The organism is Streptomyces sp. NPDC044704, assembly GCF_056433525.1.
In genome coordinates this window covers 1-17,747 of record NZ_JBWKGY010000001.1, presented here as the reverse complement: position 1 = coordinate 17,747, position 17,747 = coordinate 1, and the positions used below count along the sequence as shown (strand labels likewise).

The 17,747-nt window shown below is 74.7% G+C and carries 15 protein-coding genes and 1 pseudogene; 5 read left to right on the top strand and 11 right to left on the bottom strand.

Annotated elements, in window-relative coordinates:
* Positions 1-9 precede the first annotated feature (9 nt).
* From AC07B0_RS00080 to AC07B0_RS00070, 3 genes are all read right to left on the bottom strand, one after another.
* Positions 10-1,314 carry an alpha/beta fold hydrolase gene (locus tag AC07B0_RS00080; RefSeq protein WP_478895922.1) on the bottom strand — a complete coding sequence of 435 codons (1,305 nt, stop codon included), beginning with the start codon at positions 1,312-1,314 and terminating at the stop codon, positions 10-12.
* Between the two features lie 241 nt (positions 1,315-1,555).
* A complete protein-coding gene (locus AC07B0_RS00075) occupies positions 1,556-2,641 on the bottom strand; it encodes an S-(hydroxymethyl)mycothiol dehydrogenase (RefSeq protein ID WP_356883465.1) in 1,086 nt (361 codons plus the stop codon).
* Between the two features lie 130 nt (positions 2,642-2,771).
* The gene (locus AC07B0_RS00070) at positions 2,772-3,719 is read right to left on the bottom strand and encodes a LysR family transcriptional regulator (RefSeq protein ID WP_478866233.1); all 948 of its coding nucleotides are present in this window, start codon (positions 3,717-3,719) and stop codon (positions 2,772-2,774) included.
* A 70-nt stretch (positions 3,720-3,789) separates the two neighbouring features.
* Between AC07B0_RS00070 and AC07B0_RS00065 the strand changes: the two genes are divergently transcribed.
* Positions 3,790-4,839 carry a dihydrodipicolinate synthase family protein gene (locus tag AC07B0_RS00065; protein ID WP_478866234.1) on the top strand — a complete coding sequence of 350 codons (1,050 nt, stop codon included), beginning with the start codon at positions 3,790-3,792 and terminating at the stop codon, positions 4,837-4,839.
* A gap of 399 nt (positions 4,840-5,238) precedes the next feature.
* Entirely contained in the window at positions 5,239-5,976 is a 738-nt protein-coding gene (locus tag AC07B0_RS00060; protein WP_469381974.1) for a transglycosylase SLT domain-containing protein, read from the top strand.
* Here the strand turns inward: AC07B0_RS00060 and AC07B0_RS00055 are convergent.
* The 6 genes and pseudogenes from AC07B0_RS00055 to AC07B0_RS00030 form a co-directional block, all read right to left on the bottom strand.
* On the bottom strand, positions 5,960-6,889 hold the full coding sequence (locus tag AC07B0_RS00055) for a squalene/phytoene synthase family protein (protein ID WP_478866235.1): 930 nt from the start codon (positions 6,887-6,889) through the stop codon (positions 5,960-5,962). The two genes, AC07B0_RS00060 and AC07B0_RS00055, sit on opposite strands and share 17 nt — an antisense overlap.
* Before the next feature lie 65 nt (positions 6,890-6,954).
* Positions 6,955-8,661, bottom strand: coding sequence for a serine/threonine-protein kinase (locus AC07B0_RS00050; RefSeq protein ID WP_478895921.1), 1,707 nt, complete (start codon positions 8,659-8,661; stop codon positions 6,955-6,957).
* 26 nt (positions 8,662-8,687) lie between these two features.
* On the bottom strand, positions 8,688-10,343 hold the full coding sequence (locus AC07B0_RS00045; protein ID WP_478895919.1) for a peptide-N4-asparagine amidase: 1,656 nt from the start codon (positions 10,341-10,343) through the stop codon (positions 8,688-8,690).
* Positions 10,344-10,430: 87 nt separating this feature from the next.
* Positions 10,431-10,916: a ribonuclease E activity regulator RraA gene (gene rraA, locus AC07B0_RS00040; protein WP_469381967.1), complete on the bottom strand. Its 486-nt coding sequence runs from the start codon at positions 10,914-10,916 to the stop codon at positions 10,431-10,433.
* 119 nt (positions 10,917-11,035) lie between these two features.
* Positions 11,036-11,977: a hypothetical protein gene (locus tag AC07B0_RS00035; RefSeq protein WP_469381965.1), complete on the bottom strand. Its 942-nt coding sequence runs from the start codon at positions 11,975-11,977 to the stop codon at positions 11,036-11,038.
* A 356-nt stretch (positions 11,978-12,333) separates the two neighbouring features.
* Positions 12,334-13,107 (bottom strand): annotated as a pseudogene (locus AC07B0_RS00030) (phosphatase PAP2 family protein); the annotation flags it as partial.
* A gap of 197 nt (positions 13,108-13,304) precedes the next feature.
* Here AC07B0_RS00030 and AC07B0_RS00025 point away from each other — a divergent pair.
* The gene (locus AC07B0_RS00025) at positions 13,305-13,907 is read left to right on the top strand and encodes a TetR/AcrR family transcriptional regulator (RefSeq protein WP_356883446.1); all 603 of its coding nucleotides are present in this window, start codon (positions 13,305-13,307) and stop codon (positions 13,905-13,907) included.
* Between the two features lie 150 nt (positions 13,908-14,057).
* Here AC07B0_RS00025 and AC07B0_RS00020 read toward each other — a convergent pair whose 3' ends face one another.
* A complete protein-coding gene (locus tag AC07B0_RS00020; protein ID WP_356883444.1) occupies positions 14,058-14,594 on the bottom strand; it encodes a TerD family protein in 537 nt (178 codons plus the stop codon).
* A gap of 457 nt (positions 14,595-15,051) precedes the next feature.
* Here AC07B0_RS00020 and AC07B0_RS00015 point away from each other — a divergent pair, with 457 nt between their 5' ends.
* Positions 15,052-15,864, top strand: coding sequence for a glutamate ABC transporter substrate-binding protein (locus AC07B0_RS00015; RefSeq protein WP_356883442.1), 813 nt, complete (start codon positions 15,052-15,054; stop codon positions 15,862-15,864).
* Positions 15,865-15,958: 94 nt separating this feature from the next.
* Here the strand turns inward: AC07B0_RS00015 and AC07B0_RS00010 are convergent, their stop codons facing one another.
* Positions 15,959-16,525 carry a DJ-1/PfpI family protein gene (locus AC07B0_RS00010; protein ID WP_356883440.1) on the bottom strand — a complete coding sequence of 189 codons (567 nt, stop codon included), beginning with the start codon at positions 16,523-16,525 and terminating at the stop codon, positions 15,959-15,961.
* A 225-nt stretch (positions 16,526-16,750) separates the two neighbouring features.
* On the opposite strand from AC07B0_RS00010, the gene AC07B0_RS00005 reads away from it, so the two are divergent.
* Positions 16,751-17,608, top strand: a complete 858-nt coding sequence (locus AC07B0_RS00005) for an endonuclease I family protein (protein WP_356883438.1) — start codon at positions 16,751-16,753, stop codon at positions 17,606-17,608.
* The last annotated feature ends 139 nt before the right edge of the window (positions 17,609-17,747 follow it).

Here is a 17,747-nt window from a genome sequence, read left to right as displayed (position 1 = left end):
AGAGACGGCCTAGTCGTCGAGGAGGGACAGGAGGCGGTCCAGGACGCGGGGGCCGCCGGCGCGGACGCCGTCGCGCTCGTACTCGTCCGTCACCCAGGTCCGCAGGCCCCGGACGGCGCGGGCGGTGCGCAGGGAGTGGGCGGTGTCGACGTACATGTCGTCGTGGTAGACGGCGGCGGCCACCGGCACCTCGTTGGCGGCGAGGCGGTCGGCGTCGTAGAGGGGCTGCCAGCCGGTGCGGGCGGCCAGCAGTTCGGCGGTCTCGCGCAGCGGGGCGAGGGCGGGGTCCGTGGTGAAGTGCCAGGGGTGGATGGTCTCCCCGGTGAACAGGAGGGGCTCGTCGCCCTCCAGGGTCTTGGCCGCGTCGAAGCCGGGGTGGCCGGCGCGGACCCGTTCGGCGGCCCAGGCGGTGGGGACGGCCGGGTCCTGGGCGTAGATCGCCTCGTGGACCAGGGCGTAGAGGGGGTGGCCGGCGAAGGAGAGCAGTCCGCGGGCGTTCTCCAGGAAGGCGTCGGAGAGGGCGGGTCCGGCGGCCGTGGGGACGAAGGCGTCCTCCAGGAGGTAGTGCAGCTGGTGGCTGCCGTCCCCGGTGCCGAGGAGCATCCCGAGTGACTGGAACGCCTCGACGGTGAGCCGGTGGCCGCCGGGGAGGTCGGCCGGCCGCTCGGCGAGGTGGGCGGCGATCCGGCGGGCGCGTTCCACGTCCATGGGGTAGCGGACGTAGTGGGCGAGGTTCTTGCGCTCGATGCGCGGGTACGCCGCCTCGTACACCTGTTCCGCGGTCGCGTCGAGGGAGGGCAGCCCGCCCGTGATCAGGGCCGCGGCCAGGCCTTCGGGGGCGGTGGAGAGGTAGTGGGTGGTGCAGAACCCGCCGAAGCTCTGGCCGAGGACCGTCCAGGGCGCGCCGCCGGTCAGGCCGGGGCGGATCGCCTCGGCGTCGCGGACGATGGAGTCGGAGCGGAAGTGGGCGAGGTACTCGGCCTGCTGGGCCGGGTTCCCGCGCGCGGGCAGCGTCTGGCGGTTCAGGGGCGTGGAGCGCCCCGTGCCGCGCTGGTCGAGGAGCAGGACCCGGTACTCGGTGAGCGCCCGCTCCAGCCAGGCCTGGCGGCCGACGAACCGCCGCGCCCCGAAGCCGGGGCCGCCCTCCAGGTACAGCAGCCAGGGCAGTCGCTCCGGGTCCTTGCCGGTGGCGACGGCCTCGCGCGCGTACAGCTCGATCCGTTGCCCGTCGGGGCGGGTGTGGTCGAGCGGCACGGTGAAGTGGTGGTCGGTGAGGACGACACCGGGCTGGCGGTAGCTGCGGGCGTGGGTCACGGACGGTCCCTGGGGTCTGGGTACGGATCCCCGGCCCGTGCCCTTCCCCGGCCGGGTCGCGGCGGGGGTGGCGGGGTCGGGGGGTGGGTGGGAGTCGGGCCGGGTCCGGATCGCCGGCCCGGTTGCGGGGCGGCGGGGGCCGGCGGAGGCCCCCGGGGGGGGGCCGGGGGGGGGGGGGGCGCGCCCGGGGGGGGGGGGGGGGGGGGGGGCCGCCCCCGCCCGGCCCGGGGAGGTCAGGGGGTCAGAACTGGACCACCGAGCGGAGGACTTCGCCGCGCTCCATGCGGGCGAAGGCCTCCTCGACGCCGTCCAGCGGGATGGTCTCCGAGACGAAGGCGTCGAGGTCGAGCCGGCCCTGGAGGTACAGGTCGATCAGGAGGGGGAAGTCCCGCTCGGGCAGGCAGTCCCCGTACCAGGAGGACTTGAGGGCGCCGCCCCGTCCGAACACGTCCAGCAGCGGGAGTTCGAGCTGCATCTCGGGCGTCGGTACGCCGACCAGGACGACGGTACCGGCCAGGTCGCGGGCGTAGAAGGCCTGCCGGTACGTCTCGGGGCGGCCCACGGCCTCAATGACGACGTCCGCGCCGTTCCCGCCGGTCAGCTCCTGGATCGCCTTGACGACGTCCTCCGTACGCCCGTTGACGGTGTGGGTGGCTCCGAGGCCGCGCGCCCACTCCAGCTTCCGGTCGTCGAGGTCCACGGCGATGATCCGGGAGGCGCCCGCCAGCCGCGCCCCGGCGACCGCCGCGTTGCCCACTCCCCCGCAGCCGATGACGGCCACGGAGTCCCCGCGCCCGACGTTGCCCGTGTTCAGCGCGGCGCCGAGGCCGGCCATCACCCCGCAGCCCAGGAGTCCGGCGGCGGCGGGCGAGGCGGCCGGGTCCACCTTCGTGCACTGCCCGGCGGCGACGAGGGTCTTCTCGGCGAACGCCCCGATGCCCAGCGCCGGGGAGAGGGGGGTGCCGTCCTCCAGGGTCATGGGCTGCGTGGCGTTGTGCGTGGCGAAGCAGTACCACGGGCGGCCGCGTCGGCAGGCCCGGCAGTTCCCGCACACCGCACGCCAGTTGAGGACCACGAAGTCGCCGGGCGCCACCGAGGTGACGTCCGGGCCCACGGACTCGACGACGCCGGCCGCCTCGTGGCCGAGGAGGAAGGGGAACTCGTCGTTGATCCCGCCCTCCCGGTAGTGCAGATCGGTGTGACAGACCCCGCAGGCCTGGATCTTGACCAGGGCCTCCCCGGGCCCCGGGTCGGGCACGAGGATCGTGGTCGTCTCCACCGGTGCGCCCTTGCTCCGCGCGATGACCCCTCGTACTCGATGCGTCACGTCGTACCCCGCTCTGGTCGGATCGGTCCTGGTGCCGGGACCGCGCGGTCTCAGGGTCTCTGGACCTCCGGATCTCCGGCACCTCTGGATCAACGAACGTACACGGGCCGGGGGCGGTGCGGGAGCCGTGTCACGCTCCGGCGCCCGAACCGGCCAGATCCGGCGGCAGGGCGGCCCGCAGCGCGGCGGCGAACGCGGCCACGGCGGGATGGGCGCCGGCCCCGCTGCGGAAGGCGATCCGGGTCCGGCGTTCCATGCGCAGGCGGGTCAGGGCGACTCCGGGAACGCTCGCCCCGGGGATGCCGAGCTGCGGCACCACGGCGACGCCCAGTCCGGCGGCGACCAGGGCGAGGACGGTGGCGAACTCGTCGACCCGGTGCCGGACGGTCGGGCTGAACCCCGCCGCCTGGCACGCCCGTACGGTCATGGCGTGGCAGAGGGTGCCGGGCGTGGCGGTGATCCAGGGGGCATCGCGGTGGGCCCGCAGGACCTCGTCCTGGCCGGGGGCGGGGCCGCGATCGGCTGCGGGGTGCGGGGCGGCTTCGCGTTCCGGGGCGGCGAGGTACATGGCCTCCCGGTACAACGGCCGGGTGGCCAGGCCCGGTTCCCGGGGTGCGGGGACGAAGTCGTACGCGTGGACCAGGGCCACGTCCAGTTCTCCGGCCCGCAGCGCGTGCGCCACCGCCGCCGGGTCGGTCTCGCTGAGCATCGGCTCCAGCCCCGGGTGACGCCGCACCAGGTCGGCGAGGGCCGCCGGGACGATGGCCCGGGTGGCGGTGGGGAAGGCCCCGACGCGCAGGGCGCCGGCCAGGCCGGTACGGGCCTCCGCGAGGTCCGCTTCGGCCCGTTCCAGCCGTTCGAGGACGGCCTCGGCGTGGCGGACCAGGTTCAGCGCGGCCGGTGTCAGGCGGACGCTGCGCCCGGTGCGCTCCAGCAGGGGCAGCCCCGCCTCGCGTTCGAGGACGCCGAGTTGCTGGGACACCGCCGAGGGGCTGAAGGCCAGGGCTTCGGCGACGGCGGCGATGGTGCCGCGCCGGGCGAGTTCGCGCAGCAGGCGCAGGCGGCGTACGTCGAGCATCGGCTCAGCTTACGGTTCGGGTAAGGAATGCGAACTGGATTCGACGGTCGGCGCGAGTGAAGCTCGGTCCATGCACCAGGACATCGCTCGGAACACCCCACAGGCCGCCCCGCACGCCACTCCGCAGGCCGCCCCCCGGCCCACCCCCCAGGACGTCCGTCCGGACGTCGGCCTGGACGTCCATCCGGATGGCGCCCGCGCGGCGGCGGCCCGGAAGCGGTTCGCCCCCGGCGGGATCCACGTACCGCTCGTCACCCCCTTCACCCCGGCCGGGGACGTCGCCGTGGAGGCGCTGGAGGCCCTCGCGCACGAGGTGCTCGACGCGGGGGCGGCCGGAATCGTCGCCCTCGGCACCACCGCCGAGAGCGCCGCCCTCGACGAGGCCGAGCGGGACCTCGTCACCGGGGTCTGCGCCCGGGTCTGCGGGGAGCGCGGCGCGGCGCTGACCGTGGGCGCCGGGGCGAGCGCGACCCGGGTGGCGGAGGCGGCGCTGACCCGGCTGGCACGCTGGCCGGAGGTGGCGGCGGCACTGGTCGCGGTGCCCCCGTTCGTGCGGCCCTCGGCGGCCGGGGTGCTGGCGCACTTCGCGCGGCTGGTGCGGGTGAGCCCCGTACCGCTGGTCGTCTACCACGTCCCCTACCGCACGGGGCAGCCGTTGGACGCGGCGGCGCTGCTGGCGCTCGGCTCGCTGCCGGGGGTGGCCGGGGTGAAGTACGCGGGCGGCGGGATCGACGGGGACACGGTCGCGTTGATGGGCGGCCTGCCGGACGGCTTCGCGGTGCTGGCCGGGGACGACGCGTACGTGTCCCCCATGCTCGCCCTCGGCGCCGCGGGCGGGATCCTGGCCTCGGCGCACGTGGCGACGGAACGGTTCGTGGAGCTCACCGCGGCCTGGGAGGCGGGGGACGTCCCGCGCGCCCGGGCCCTGGGGCACGCGCTGGCCCGGCTCTCGGCAGCGCTCTTCGCGGAGCCGAACCCGGCCGTGGTCAAGGGGGTGCTGCACGCCCAGGGCCGGATCCCGTCCCCGGACGTACGCCTGCCCCTGCTGCCGGCGTCGGACGCGGCGGTCGCGGCTTCGCTGCACGAGCTGGCGGGACTGCGGGAGCCGGCAGCGGCCTGAGGCTCCGGACCGGACCCACGCACGCCCGAAAGTTCCCGTAAGGGGGATTTGCAACTAACAGCCTGGTCGCCCGAATCGCGGGGATCGGGCGCGGAATTGACCGAATCGACGGAAGCCGACGAAGGGCCCTTCAAACCGTGACGTCGGTCACGCGGGTCATCTCAACATCATTTCTCCGGAATGGCGGATTCCCTTTTCCCCGAAAGGAAATCCGCCATTCCGCGAACTCCCCTTCATGGTCATTCACCCACCCGGGGCGGAGAAGTCGATCTCCCCCGGGAATTCGCATCTTGTTGCGGCCCCGCGCACTCGCCTACGGTCACCCTCACTCCCAGCGGCCGACTGCCGAATACGGCCGCCGCCAGGGCTCTCCCGTACCCCCACGTGAGGAATAGCGCCATGTCCGCAAAGGGTAAGCACCGCAGGCCGAAGCAGAACCCGATCACCCGTCGCCTGGCGTTCGCCGGCACGGGCACGGCCGCTCTCGCCCTCCCGCTGATCGGCGCCACCACGGCCGGCGCGGCGGAGACCACGGCGGCGCCCGCCGCGCATTCCGTCGCCGCGGCCGCCACCTATTCCGTCGTGGCGGGCGACACCCTTTCCAAGATCGCTTCGGCGCATTCCCTGAGCGGCGGCTGGGAGCAGCTGTACGCCGCGAACCGCACCGCCATCGGCAGCGACCCCTCGGTCATCCGCCCGGGGCAGACCCTCAAGATCGGCACGCTCGCGCAAGCCGGCACCAAGGCCGCCCCGGCCGCCGCCGCCGCTTCGAAGACCGGCGTCAAGACGGCCGCCAACGCCGACGCGAAGTCGTACCCGGACAACCTCGACGGCTGGATCCGGGAGTCCCTGGACGTCATGGCCCGGCACGGAATTCCCGGCAGCTACAACGGAATCCACCGCAATGTCATGCGGGAGTCCTCGGGCAATCCGCGGGCGATCAACAACTGGGACTCCAACGCCGCGGCGGGCATTCCCTCCAAGGGACTGCTCCAGGTGATCGACCCGACGTTCCGCGCCTATCACGTACCCGGCACTCCGCTGGACTCGTACGACCCGGTCGCCAACATCACCGCCGCCTGCAATTACGCCGCGGCCCGGTACGGCTCGATCGACAACGTCAACGGCGCCTACTGACGGGGCCGGTGGGGCGGCGGCGCAGTACCGCCCGCCCCAGGGTGCGCAGGGGCGCCACCAGGCCGTAGCCGACGTCCTTGCGCAGGGCCCGCGCGCCGGCCCGCTCCACGGCCGCCAGCTGGTGGCCCATCAGCTCCGTCATGGTCGCGACCACGGGACGCAGCCCGGGTGCGGCCAGGCCGGTGATGTCGGCGGCGGCGCCGAGGGCGGTACGGGCACGCAGGCATTCCGCGGCGAGGAGGCCGCGGACGGCCGGGGTGTCGCGGCCCGCTTCCAGGTCGGCGCGGGTCACTCCGTGCTCGGCGAGCCGGTCCCGGGGGATGCAGAGCCGCCCGTCGGCGAGGTCCCCGGCGAGGTCCGCGAGGAAGTCGACCCGCTGGGCGGCGTCCACGAACCTCCGCCAGCCCACCGCCTGCCGCTCGTCGGGGCCGCCCTGGTACTGGAGGCCCGTGAAGACGACCACGCCCGGCCAGGCGTAGGCGTCGAGGTACTCCTGGAACTCCCCCTCGGTGGCGAAGCCGTCGAAGGTGGCCTCGGCGGTGGCGGCGCCCCGCAGGAAGCGGGTGACCCAGCCGGCGGGCAGGCCGCGGCTGCGCACGGCGTGGGCGTAGGCCCGCAGCAGCGGGTCGGGGCTCTCCCCGGAGGCCAGGGCGGCCCCGGTCCGTTCGGTCAGCGCGGCGAGTGCGGCCGCCCGGCGGGCCGGGGTGCCGTTCTCCGCGACGTCGTCGACCAGGTTCATGAAGGCGAGCCCCGCCGCGAGCTGCGGCACCAGTGGCGGCGCGGCCAGCAGGCGCAGGGCCAGGTAGGGGGCCGGCTCGCGGCGCATGACCCGGCAGGCCGCCCGGGTGTAGTCGGCTCGCAGCCGGGGGCCGGTGATGCCGGCCTCGGTGAGGGTGGTGTGCCAGCGGGGCATGGGGGCCGAACTCCTTGAACCGTGTCCGTCCGTACGTGCGCGTACGTGTGTACGGGTACACGATCTCAGGAGGGGACCACCTTCCTGACCTTGCCGTCGATCCCGGCGAGGACGTAGCCGCCCTGCCCGTACTCGTCGCTGAGGTAGGGCCGCATGCAGGGTTCCTGGTCCATCATCCACGGGTCGACGATGACGTAGCGCGAGGTCGGCTTGTCGACCTTGAGGTCCCGCCGCGCCTGTTCCAGCAGGCCCGGAAGGGCGTCCCAGTTGACGGTCGCCATGTCGATGAGCGGCCTCCCCTCCTTCACCGTGCCGTTGGGGCCGGTGCGCTTGGCCACGCCGTCCCGGTACTGCCAGGAGTCGACGGTCCTGGCGCCCGGGGCGCTGGGGATCGCGGCGATGACGTACCCGTCGTAGACCTTCAGGTCCACGAAGGTGGTCGTGCCCGTCTGTGCCTTCAGCGCGGCCAGGGCGGTCCGGACCCCGTCGGGGGTGAGGAGCGTGCCGCCGCCGGTCTGCTCGCGCGGGGTGGCGGCGGCCGAGGGCCCGGTCGCGGGCGGGGCCGAGGAATTGGCCGAGGGAGTGGCCGAACCCGGGACGGAGGCCGTGGAGGCACCGCCCTTGGCTTCGGCGCCGGAGCCGGCGTCCCCGTCGGGGAGCAGCTGGACGACGCCGGCCGCCGCGCCCGCGAGGACCGCCACGAGGAGCGCTGCGACGAGGACCCGGGAGCGGGCGGGCCGGGCGGACGCCGACACCGCGGTGGTGCCGGTCCCGGGGACGAACGGGGTCTGCGGGAAGGACCCCGGCGCGTAGGGACGGGTGCCCCCGGAAGGCGGTCCGGGCAGGGGCGCGGGCCGTGTGGCGGGCGCGGGCGGCCCGTACTGGCCGAGGACCGGCGCGGGCGCGGCCGGGGTGGCGCCCGCGAGAGCGGTACTCGCTTCGCGGAGCAGTGTTTCCAGCAGTGCCCCGTCGGGGCGCGCCGCCGGATCGCGCACCAGCAGCCGCTCCAGTACGGGTCCCAGCGGGCCGGAACGCGCCGGCGCGGGGATCGGCTCGTCGAGGACGGCGACGACGGTGGCCAGGCTGGTGGCCCGGCGCAGCGGATGGGAGCCTTCGGCGGCCACGTACAGCAGCATCCCCAGCGACCACAGGTCGGAGGCGGCCAGCCCCTCTTCCCCGCGGACGCGTTCGGGCGCGATGTACTCCGGGGAGCCGATCAGCACGCCGGTCGAGGTGAGGGCGGTGGACCCGTGCAGGGCGGCGATCCCGAAGTCGGTGAGCACGGCGCCGCCGTCGGGCCGCAGCAGCACGTTGGCCGGTTTCACGTCCCGGTGGAGCACCCCTTCGGCGTGCGCGGCCCGCAGGGCCGACAGGAGGTCGAGGCCGAGCCGCAGCACGTCGGCGACCGGCATCGGCCCGGCCGCGAGGCGGTCGTGCAGGGAGCCGCCCTTGACCAGTTCCATCACGATCCACGGGTGCCCGTCCGAGCCGGCCGGGGGTTCGACGATGTGGTGGATCGTCACCACGTGCGGGTGCGCGAGGCGGGCCAGCGCGCGGGCCTCGCGCACGGCCCGCTCGCGCAGCTGGACGGCCAGACCGGGCTGCGCGGCCGCGGTCGCCGGGTCCGGCGGGCGCACCTCCTTCAGCGCGACGTCGCGGTGCAGGGCGATGTCGCGAGCGCGCCACACCGTGCCCATGCCGCCCGCGCCCAGCGGGCCGATCAGTTCGAAACGGCCGTCGACGAGCCGTCTGCCGGCCTCACTCGTGTCCATGGGCGGCATGGTAGGCGGCCCGTGCGTCAGCAGCGTCGGCGGTCCACCGTCACCGTGCCCTGGGCGGTGCCCACCTCGCGGTCGTAGCAGCCGTCGCCGCTCCCGGACCCGTACAGGCGGTGGCGGGCGGTCGTGGTGCCCACCGCGTGCCGCTGGTCGCGCGGGACGTTCGCGGTGTAGGTGGCGTCGCCGGAGTACCGGTCGTCGAGCACCGACCGGTCGACCTCGCGGCCGCCGCGGAGGGTGACGGTGTCGGCGCGGTCGCCGAGGGCGAGGACCGTGCGCAGCCGGTCGCCGGCTCCGAGGGTGGTCGCGCCGTCCATCGTGTACGCGCGGACGGTGCGGGTGGTGGTGGGGCCGCGGGTCACGCTCTCCTCGTCGGTCCACGAGGCGGTGAGCGCGTCCCGGGCCTCCCCGTCGGTCCAACGGTGCGCGGAGGTGTTGCGCACGGCCCGGGTGACGGTGGTCGTGACCCGGCCGTGGGAGGTGTCGAGGTAGCCGGCGACGGTGAGCCGGTGGCCGCCCTCGGTGTCGAGGCGGTGCTCGCCGCCGGGCGGGGCGGGCGTCCAGCGGGAGGAGTTGGCGGGGCTGCCCTCCTCGTGGCGGGTCAGGGCGCCGGTGACGACGCGGCGGCCGTGGTCCTGCCAGAGCAGCAGGTTGGCGGGGGTGCTCCAGCCGCTCTGCCCCGCCGGTACGCCGGCGACGGACACCTCGACGCGGTGGGGGCGGCCGTCGTTGAGGAGGGCGGCGTAGGGGGTGAGGTCGTAGCGGACGGGCTGGACGTCGAAGGCGCGCGGGCCGGGGGTGACGTACCAGAGGAAGGGGTTGGACCAGCCGCCGGTCCAGACGGTGGGGAAGGGCGCGGCGAGGCCCGCGAGCTGCCCGTCGACGGAGACCCGGACCTCGCGGTAGGGGCCGTCGGTGGCCTTGCAGGAGTAGGGGGCCGCGTCGGGGACGGTCATGTACCAGTACTCCTCGCAGCCGCCGCCCGAGCCGGTGGCGTACACCTCGGCGAGGAGCCGCTCGGTGTTGCGCGGGGTGGTGACGGCCGGGGTGGTGAGCGGGATGACCAGGTCGGGGGTGTCGGCGGGGCCGGTGCCGGCTTCGGCGGCGTAGAAGGTGAGGGTGACCTCGACGTCGATGACGCCGGTGTACGTGTCGTTCACGACGTTGCCGATCAGCATCTCGACGGGCTGCGGCCGGCTGAGGGTGTCGCGGTAGCGGGTCACGTCCTTCTCGACCGACCAGGTGATGCCGTCGGGCGAGGGCTGCGGGGTGGAGGTGCGCAGGATCTCCACCCCGCCGAGGGTGAGGTTGCCCAGGCGGTCGTACTGGCGGCCCTTGACCCGGCCGTCGAGGCGCAGCACGACCTTGGCCCAGCCGCCGCGGCCGCAGCCCTCGGGCGGGGCGTAGTTCCCCCGGTAGGGGGTGAAGTCGCTGAAGCGGGCCGCGGCCAGGGTCACCCGGCAGGAGCGGGTGGCGGGCCGGTCGACGGGCGGGGCCGCGGTGAGGGGGTCGTGCCAGTCGGTGCCGAACTCTGCGGGCGGGGCCGGGTCCGCGGCTCCGGCGGAGCCCGCGACGGCCCGTGCGGGGGTGGCCGCCGCGGGTCCCGCGACTGCGGCCGGGGTGCCCGCGGCGAGGGTGAGCGCGGCGAGCAGGCCCATGATCCGGTGTCGTCTCATGGGCCCGCAGTGAAACCCGTCAGGGCCCGCGGCCGCCAGGGCGGCCGGTGCGGACCTGGCGGGATCTCGCCCCTGCGCGGGCGCCGTTCAGTGGGCCGCGGGCAGCACCACGACGCCGTCGTCGTCCACGTACACGGTGTCGCCGGGGCGGAAGGTGACCCCGCCGATGGTGACGGGTTCGTCGACGGTGCCCGCACCGGTCTTGCCGCTCTTGCGGGGACAGGTGCCGAGCGCCTGCACGCCGAGGTCGAGCCGGCCCAGGGCGACGCTGTCGCGGACGGCGCCGTTGACGATCAGCCCGGACCAGCCGGAGCGTTCCGCGGCCCCGGCGATGAGGTCGCCGACCAGGGCGGTGCGGAGCGAGCCGCCGCCGTCCACGACCAGGACCGCGCCCTCGCCGGGCGTGTGGAGCAGTTCGCGCAGCAGGGCGTTGTCCTCGTGGCAGCGGACGGTGCGGACGGGCCCGGCGAAGAGGGCCCTGCCGCCGATGCGCCGGAAGGGGGTGGCGCAGATGCCGAGGCCCTCGCCGTGCTCGTCGTACAGGTCGGCGGTGGGGAGGGGGGTGACGCTCATGTGGGTCCGGGCTCCTCGCTGTTCGTACGTCGCGCCGTGCGGGCCCAGCGTAGGCGGCGGCCCGCCCGTCGCGGTGCACCGGTCCGCCTGCCGGGCGGCACGGCCGCGACGGGCCCGGGTCAGGGGTGGGGCAGCACCGGGCCGGACGGCATCGACGGGATCGACGGGGTCAGGGCGTGGCCGGTCGGGCCCGTCGCGGAGTCCCGCGCGCGGGGGCCGCCGGGCGGCGCGGCCGGGCCGGGCGCGGTCGGCGTGCGGGTCAGGAGCAGGACGCCCCGGGTGGCCGCGAGGGCCCCGGCGGTCGCGAGCAGGACGCCCACCGCGCCGCCCTGGAGGCGTTCGCCGAGCAGGACCATGCCGATGGCGGCGGCGGCGAGCGGGTTGGCGAGGTTCACGACGGCGAGCGGGGCACCGAGGCCGCCCCGGTAGGCCCGCTGCGAGAGCAGCATCCCGCCGACCGCGAACACGACGACGAGTACGGCGACCGAGGCGACCCGGAAGCTGAGCAGGGCGCCGCCCCGGCCCGCGGCGACGGCCACGGTCTGGGTGAGCGCGGAGGCGGCGGCGGAGGCGAGCCCGGAGGCGGTGGCGTGGCGCAGCCCGGAGCGCGGATCCTTGCGGGCGGTGAGGACCAGGATCACGGCGGCGGTGGCCCCGGAGACGGCGAGGGCTTCGGCGAGGGTGAGGGTGTCGTCGGGGGCGGGTCCGGAGGCGGGGAGCAGCAGCAGGCCGAGTCCGGCGACGGTGGCGAGGGTGCCGCGCCACTCGGTGGCCGCCACCCGGCGGCCCGCGCCGTGGGCGCCGAGGGGGACGGCGGCGACCAGGGTGAGCGCGCCGAGGGGCTGGACGAGGGTGAGGGGGCCGTAGCGCAGGGCGGCGGCGTGCAGCAGGGCGGCGGCGGCGTTCAGTCCGGCCGACCACCACCAGGCCCCGTTGCCGAGGAGGGCCTTGGCGCTGCGGGCGACGGCCCGGCGCGCGAGGCGCTCCTGGGCGACGGCGGCGGCCGCGTAGGTCACGGCGGAGGCCAGGCACAGCGCGACGGCGAGCACGGTGGCGTTCACCGCCCGCCCCCCGCCCCGGCGGCGGTGGCCGACGCGGAAGCCCGTGCGACCCCGTGGCTCGCGGCGGAGTCCCGGGCGGGGGCCGGGGCGGGGGCCCGCGCGGATCTTCCGGCCGGGCCGGAAGCCGCTGCCTCGCCGCCACCACCGGCCGGTACGGAGACGGAGGCGGAGACGGTCTCCGGAGCCCGGGCCGGGCCCGCGAGCGGCCGGCGGTGGGGAGCCGGAACCGGTACGGGACCGCCGGCCGGCGTGACGGCAGGGAGGGTCCCCGGAGCCTGAGCCGTCCCCGGATCCGGAACGGCACGCGGGGCCGGAGCGGTCCCCAGGGCTGGAGCGGTCGCCGGGGCCGGAGCGGTCGCCGGGGCCGGAGCGGTCGCCGGGGCCGGGACGCGGCCCGGCCCCGCCGCCGGGCGGGGTACGAGGAGCAGGGCTCCGCCGAGCAGGGCCGTCGCGACCAGGGCGTCGAGCCAGTAGTGGTTGGCCGTGCCGACCACCACGAGCAGGGTCACCAGCGGGTGCAGGAGCCACAGTGCCCGCAGGCGCGAGGAGGTGGCGGCGATCATCCCGAGGGCCAGCATGAGCGCCCACCCGAAGTGCAGCGAGGGCATCGCGGCGAACTGGTTCGCCATGGTGTCGGCGGCGGGGGCGGCCCGGTAGACGGTGGGGCCGTAGACCTGGCCGGTGTCCACCAGGTGCGCGGCGGCCAGCATGCGCGGGGGCGCGAGCGGGAAGGCGAGGTGGAGGGCGAGGGCGGCTCCGGTGAGGAGCGCGAGGACCCGCCGGGTCCACAGGTAGTGGGCGGGCCGGCGCAGGTAGAGCCAGATCAGGAACAGCGCGGTCGCCGGGAAGTGCACGGCCGCGTAGTAGGTGTTGGCGGTGTGCACGACGGCGTCCGAGTGGAGGAGCAGCCGCTGCACGGCTCCTTCGCCGGGCAGGCGCAGGAGGCGTTCGGCGTCCCACACCCGGTCGGCGTTGCGGAAGGCCTCGCCGGTGCGGCCGGTCGCGAGCGTGCGGCCGGCCTTGTAGACGGCGAACAGCCCCGCGACGAGCAGCAGCTCGCGTATGAGCCGGCGCCGCTCGTCCTTGGTCCGGGCGGCGCGCGGCCGGCCGGGTGTGGTGTGGGAGGTCATCCCCCGGTCTCACTTCTTTCGGGTGGTGCGAACGCTCCGTGGCGGGGTGGCCGCCGGCCGGGATCCGCCCTGCATCGACACGCCAGTGTATCGATACATTCGCGTATCGATACGCTGGTGTACCGATAGTCTCCTGGAGCCGTACACTCGGAACACGGACCAGGCCGCCCAGAGCCCGCGAGGAGAGCCGCACCCCCATGACGTCGACGCCGCAGGTCACCGCGCGCCGCTCCAAGATCAGCCCGGAGCGCGAGCAGGAGTTCTACGACGCCGTCCTGGACGCCCTGCGCGAGCACGGGTACGAGGCGCTCACCATGGAGGGCGTCGCCGCCCGGGCCAGCTGCGGCAAGTCCACGCTCTACCGGCAGTGGAAGACCAAGCCCCAGCTCGTCGCCGCCGCCCTCCGCGCGAGCCGGACCGACCGGACGCTGGCCAGCGTGGACACCGGGACCCTCGTCGGCGACCTGCGCGAGGCCGCCCGGATCGCGGCCGGGACCTCGGGGCGCGACACCCGGCTCACCCAGGCCCTGGGGCACGCGGTGCTCAGCGACGAGGAGCTCCAGCGCGCGCTGCGCGAGGCCCTGGTCGAGCCCGAGCTCGCGGCCTTCGACGCGATCGTCGCGCGGGCGGTCGAGCGGGGCGAGATCGCCGCGGACCATCCCGCGGTGGAGTTCCTGCCGGCGCAGCTGATGGGCGTGCTGCGGATCCGGCCGGTGCTGGAGGGCCGGTACGCCGACGCCGACTACCTGGTCAGGTTCGTCGACGCGGCCCTGTTGCCCGCCCTCGGCATCACCCCCTGAACCGGTGGGCCGCCGTCCACGATGACCGGACGGCGACCCGCTCGCGCTGCCTCGTGGGGACGGCGGCAGCGCGCCACCCGGACGGGGTGGCGGTCACTCCCGAGCAGAGTGACCGCCACCCGGTCCGTACGGCTCGCGGCGCGCCCGGCGTCAGCCGCGTGCGGCGCCCATGACCCGGGCGAACTCCTGCGGCTCCACGTCGAAACCGTGCGGGCGCGCCTCCAGGGCCCAGCCGCCGTGGGTGTCGCGGACGAACTCGGCGACCGTGGCCGCCGTGGCCCCCGCGACCCCGGCGAAGTCGGTCTCGGCGAGCGTCTCGTAGCCCTCGCGGATGCGCAGTCCGGTACCGGCGACCGCGGCGAAGGTCCTGCGGCCCGCGTCCCCGGAGCCCTGGATGACGACGCCGACCACGACGCGGCCCAGCTCGGGCGCCAGCCGGTCCAGTTCGAGGACCATCACCTCGTCGAAGCCGAAGCCCTGGCCGGTACGGCTGTCCCGGCTCAGCGTGATGGTGCCGTCGGGTGCGCGGCTGCCGAAGTGCACGAGATAGACGGGCTCCCCGTGCGGGTCGGCCGTGGCGTACACGGCGGCGACGATGTCGAGGTCGTTGGCGGGTGTCCCGGCCGGGCTCGGGTCCCAGCGCAGGGCTATCTCCACCTTGGCCAGGCTCTTACGTACTCCGCTCACCGAACTCCCCCTCCGCTCGGGCGCTTTGGCCCGTGTTGCCTGATCCATGCTGCCCGGCCATGCTGTCACGGCCGGGCGATCACGGGTCGGGGGACCGCACGTTCCAGGCCAGTCCGGGGCCGCTCCCCTCCTCGGCGCGCGGGGCTCCGGGCGGCGACCACCCCTGCGCTACGGACGCACTGCCGGTGATCACCCCGCCCACCCGCAATTCGCTCACCTGTTTGAGCGATGCCGGTACGCCGCCCGCCGGGCGGGCCTCCCGTTCGGGCGCGGGACCGCCGCAGGATCTCCGGCTGAACCGGATCGTTATCCTCAAGTTTTACTCAGATGTAGTGACGGTGGGCCCATCACCTTCCTAGCTTCCTCGTACACGTGCGTTAACGCCGTCGCGGTTCCGCGTGTACCCCGTTCCCGCGATTCACCCCGTGGTTCCGCGTTCCCGAGGAAAGAGTTCAGCATGAAGGTTCCCCAGGCCGGTGCGGTCGCCGCAGTGATCGCCCTCGCCGCCACCGCCTCGGGCTGTGCCGGCGAAGCCCCCAAGGAGCCCCTCGCCATCGGGATCAAGTTCGACCAGCCCGGCATCGGCATGCGCGAGGCGGACGGCACCTTCACCGGTTTCGACGTCGACGTGGCCACGTACGTGGCGAAGGAGCTCGGCTACAAGCCGGACGAGATCGAGTTCAAGCAGGTCTACAGCTCCGACCGGGAGCTCCTGCTCCAGTACAACGAGGTCAAGTTCGTCGCGGCCAGCTACTCGATCAACGACAAGCGCAAGGAGAAGGTCGAGTTCGCCGGGCCGTACTTCGTCGCGCACCAGGACCTGCTCGTCCGCGCCGACGACGCCTCGATCACCAAGGGCGAGGACCTCAACACCAAGCGGCTGTGCTCGGTGACCGGCTCCACCTCCGCCGAGAACGTCAAGCGCAACCTCGCCCCGAAGGCGAGCGTGCTGGAGCTCGGCGGGTACTCCGAGTGTCTCGTCGCCCTCCAGGACAACCTGGTCGACGCGATGACCACCGACAACTCCATCCTCGCCGGGTACGCGGCGCGGAAGGGCAACGAGGGCAAGTTCCGGCTGGTCGGGCTGAACCTGAGCAACGAGAACTACGGCATCGGCGTCAAGAAGGGCGACAACGACCTCCAGCGCAAGATCAACTCCGCGCTGACGAAGATGGTCTCCGACGGCTCCTGGGAAGCCGCGGTGAAGAAGAACTTCGGCCCGGCGAACTACAAGTACGAGCCGGCCCCCCAGGTCACGACGGCCAACTGAGCCCCCGCTCCCGCCGGCTCCCGCATGCCCCACGGAGGCCTGCGGGACGGCGGGAGCGGCGACCGCGGAGGCCGGCTGCCCGGCCTCCGGCGGGTCACACCACCGGCGCCTTGGAGCGCAGCACGGTGAGGAACTCCCGCATCCAGGCGGAGTGGTCCGGCCAGGCCCTCGCGGAGACGAGCGTGCCGTCGACGACCGCCTCGGAGTCCTCGAATGCGGCCCCGGCGGCCCGGACGTCCGGCTCCAGCGCGGGATAGGCGGTGACCCGGCGGCCGTCCAGGACCCCGCTCGCGGCGGTGATCAGCGGGCCGTGGCAGATCTGCGCGATCGGCTTGTCGGCGGTGGCGAAGCCGGCCAGGATCCGCCGCACCTCGGGGTCGTTGCGCAGGTACTCGGGCGCGCGGCCGCCGGGGACGACCACGGCCGCGTACTCCTCGGGCACGACGTCGGCGAAGGCGATGTCGGCGGGCCAGGTGTAGCCCGGCTTCTCCGTGTAGGTGTCGAAGCCCTCCTCGAAGTCGTGCACCACGAACCGCAGCTTCTTGACGGCGGGCGCCGCGATGTGGACCTCGTACCCCTCCTCGATCAGCCGCTGGTAGGGGTACAGGACCTCCAGTGACTCCGCGGCGTCACCGGTCACGATGAGGATCTTCACTGCCATGTACGGCTCCCGTCGGGGCTGTTCGGGCTCGGTCGTCCGGCCCCGCCCGGGGCCGACGGCTACCCTGCCCGCGTCGGGTGCGCGGTACACCCCCGGGATCCTCCCCGCCCCGACACATGGTCTTCATCTGTTGGGCACATGACAATGTGAACCTCGCTCTGCCACCTGACACCCCACCAAACGCCATGGTGGGGACGGTGCGTGTGGAGAGGCATCCCCCACGTCATGAGAATCTCCCGTACGGCCCCCTGGGCGGGCGCCCTCGCGGCCGCCGCCCTGCTCCTCATACCCGCCACCGCTTCGGCGGGCCAGCAGCGGACCGCGGCGCATCCCCACGCCGGCCAGGTCCGCGACACCGCAGCGGCGGCTCAGGCTCAGGCGGCCCCCGCGGCCGTCTCCGTCGACGCGTACTACGCGCCCGCCGAGGGCAAGACGGGCGCGGCCCTGAAGTCCGCCCTGCACGGCATCATCAAGACCCAGTCCAAGGTGTCCTACGACGGCGTGTGGAACGCGCTGAAGGTCACCGACCAGGACCCGGCGAACCCGAACAACGTCATCCTGCTCTACTCGGGCCGCTCCCAGTCCAAGGCCACCAACGGCGGCGGGGTCAACGACTGGAACCGCGAGCACGTCTGGGCCAAGAGCCACGGCGACTTCGGCACCGCCACCGGCCCGGGCACCGACCTGCACCACCTGCGGCCCGAGGACGTCACCGTCAACAGCACCCGCGGCAACAAGGACTTCGACAAGGGCGGCAGCCCGGTCTCCGAAGCCCCCGGCAGCTACACCGACGCCGATTCCTTCGAGCCGCGCAACGCCGTCAAGGGCGACGTGGCGCGCATGCTGCTGTACATGGCGGTGCGCTACGAGGGCGGGGACGGCTTCGCCAACCTGGAGATGAACGACAAGGTCAACAACGGCAGCGCGCCCGCGATGGGCCGGATCAGCCTGCTGAAGCAGTGGAACCAGCAGGACCCGCCGGACGCCTTCGAGCAGCGCCGCAACCAGGTCATCTACGACACCTACCAGCACAACCGCAACCCGTTCGTCGACCACCCGGAGTGGGTCAACTCCATCTGGTAGCCGATCGCCCGCGCACGGCGCGGCGGGGGGGGCCCCCCCCGGGGGGGGGGCCCCCCCCCCCCGGGGCCCGGGCCGGGGTGGGAAGAGAGGCGCGGGGGGGGGTAAGGGGGCCGCGGCCGCGCACGACGACGGGCCCCCA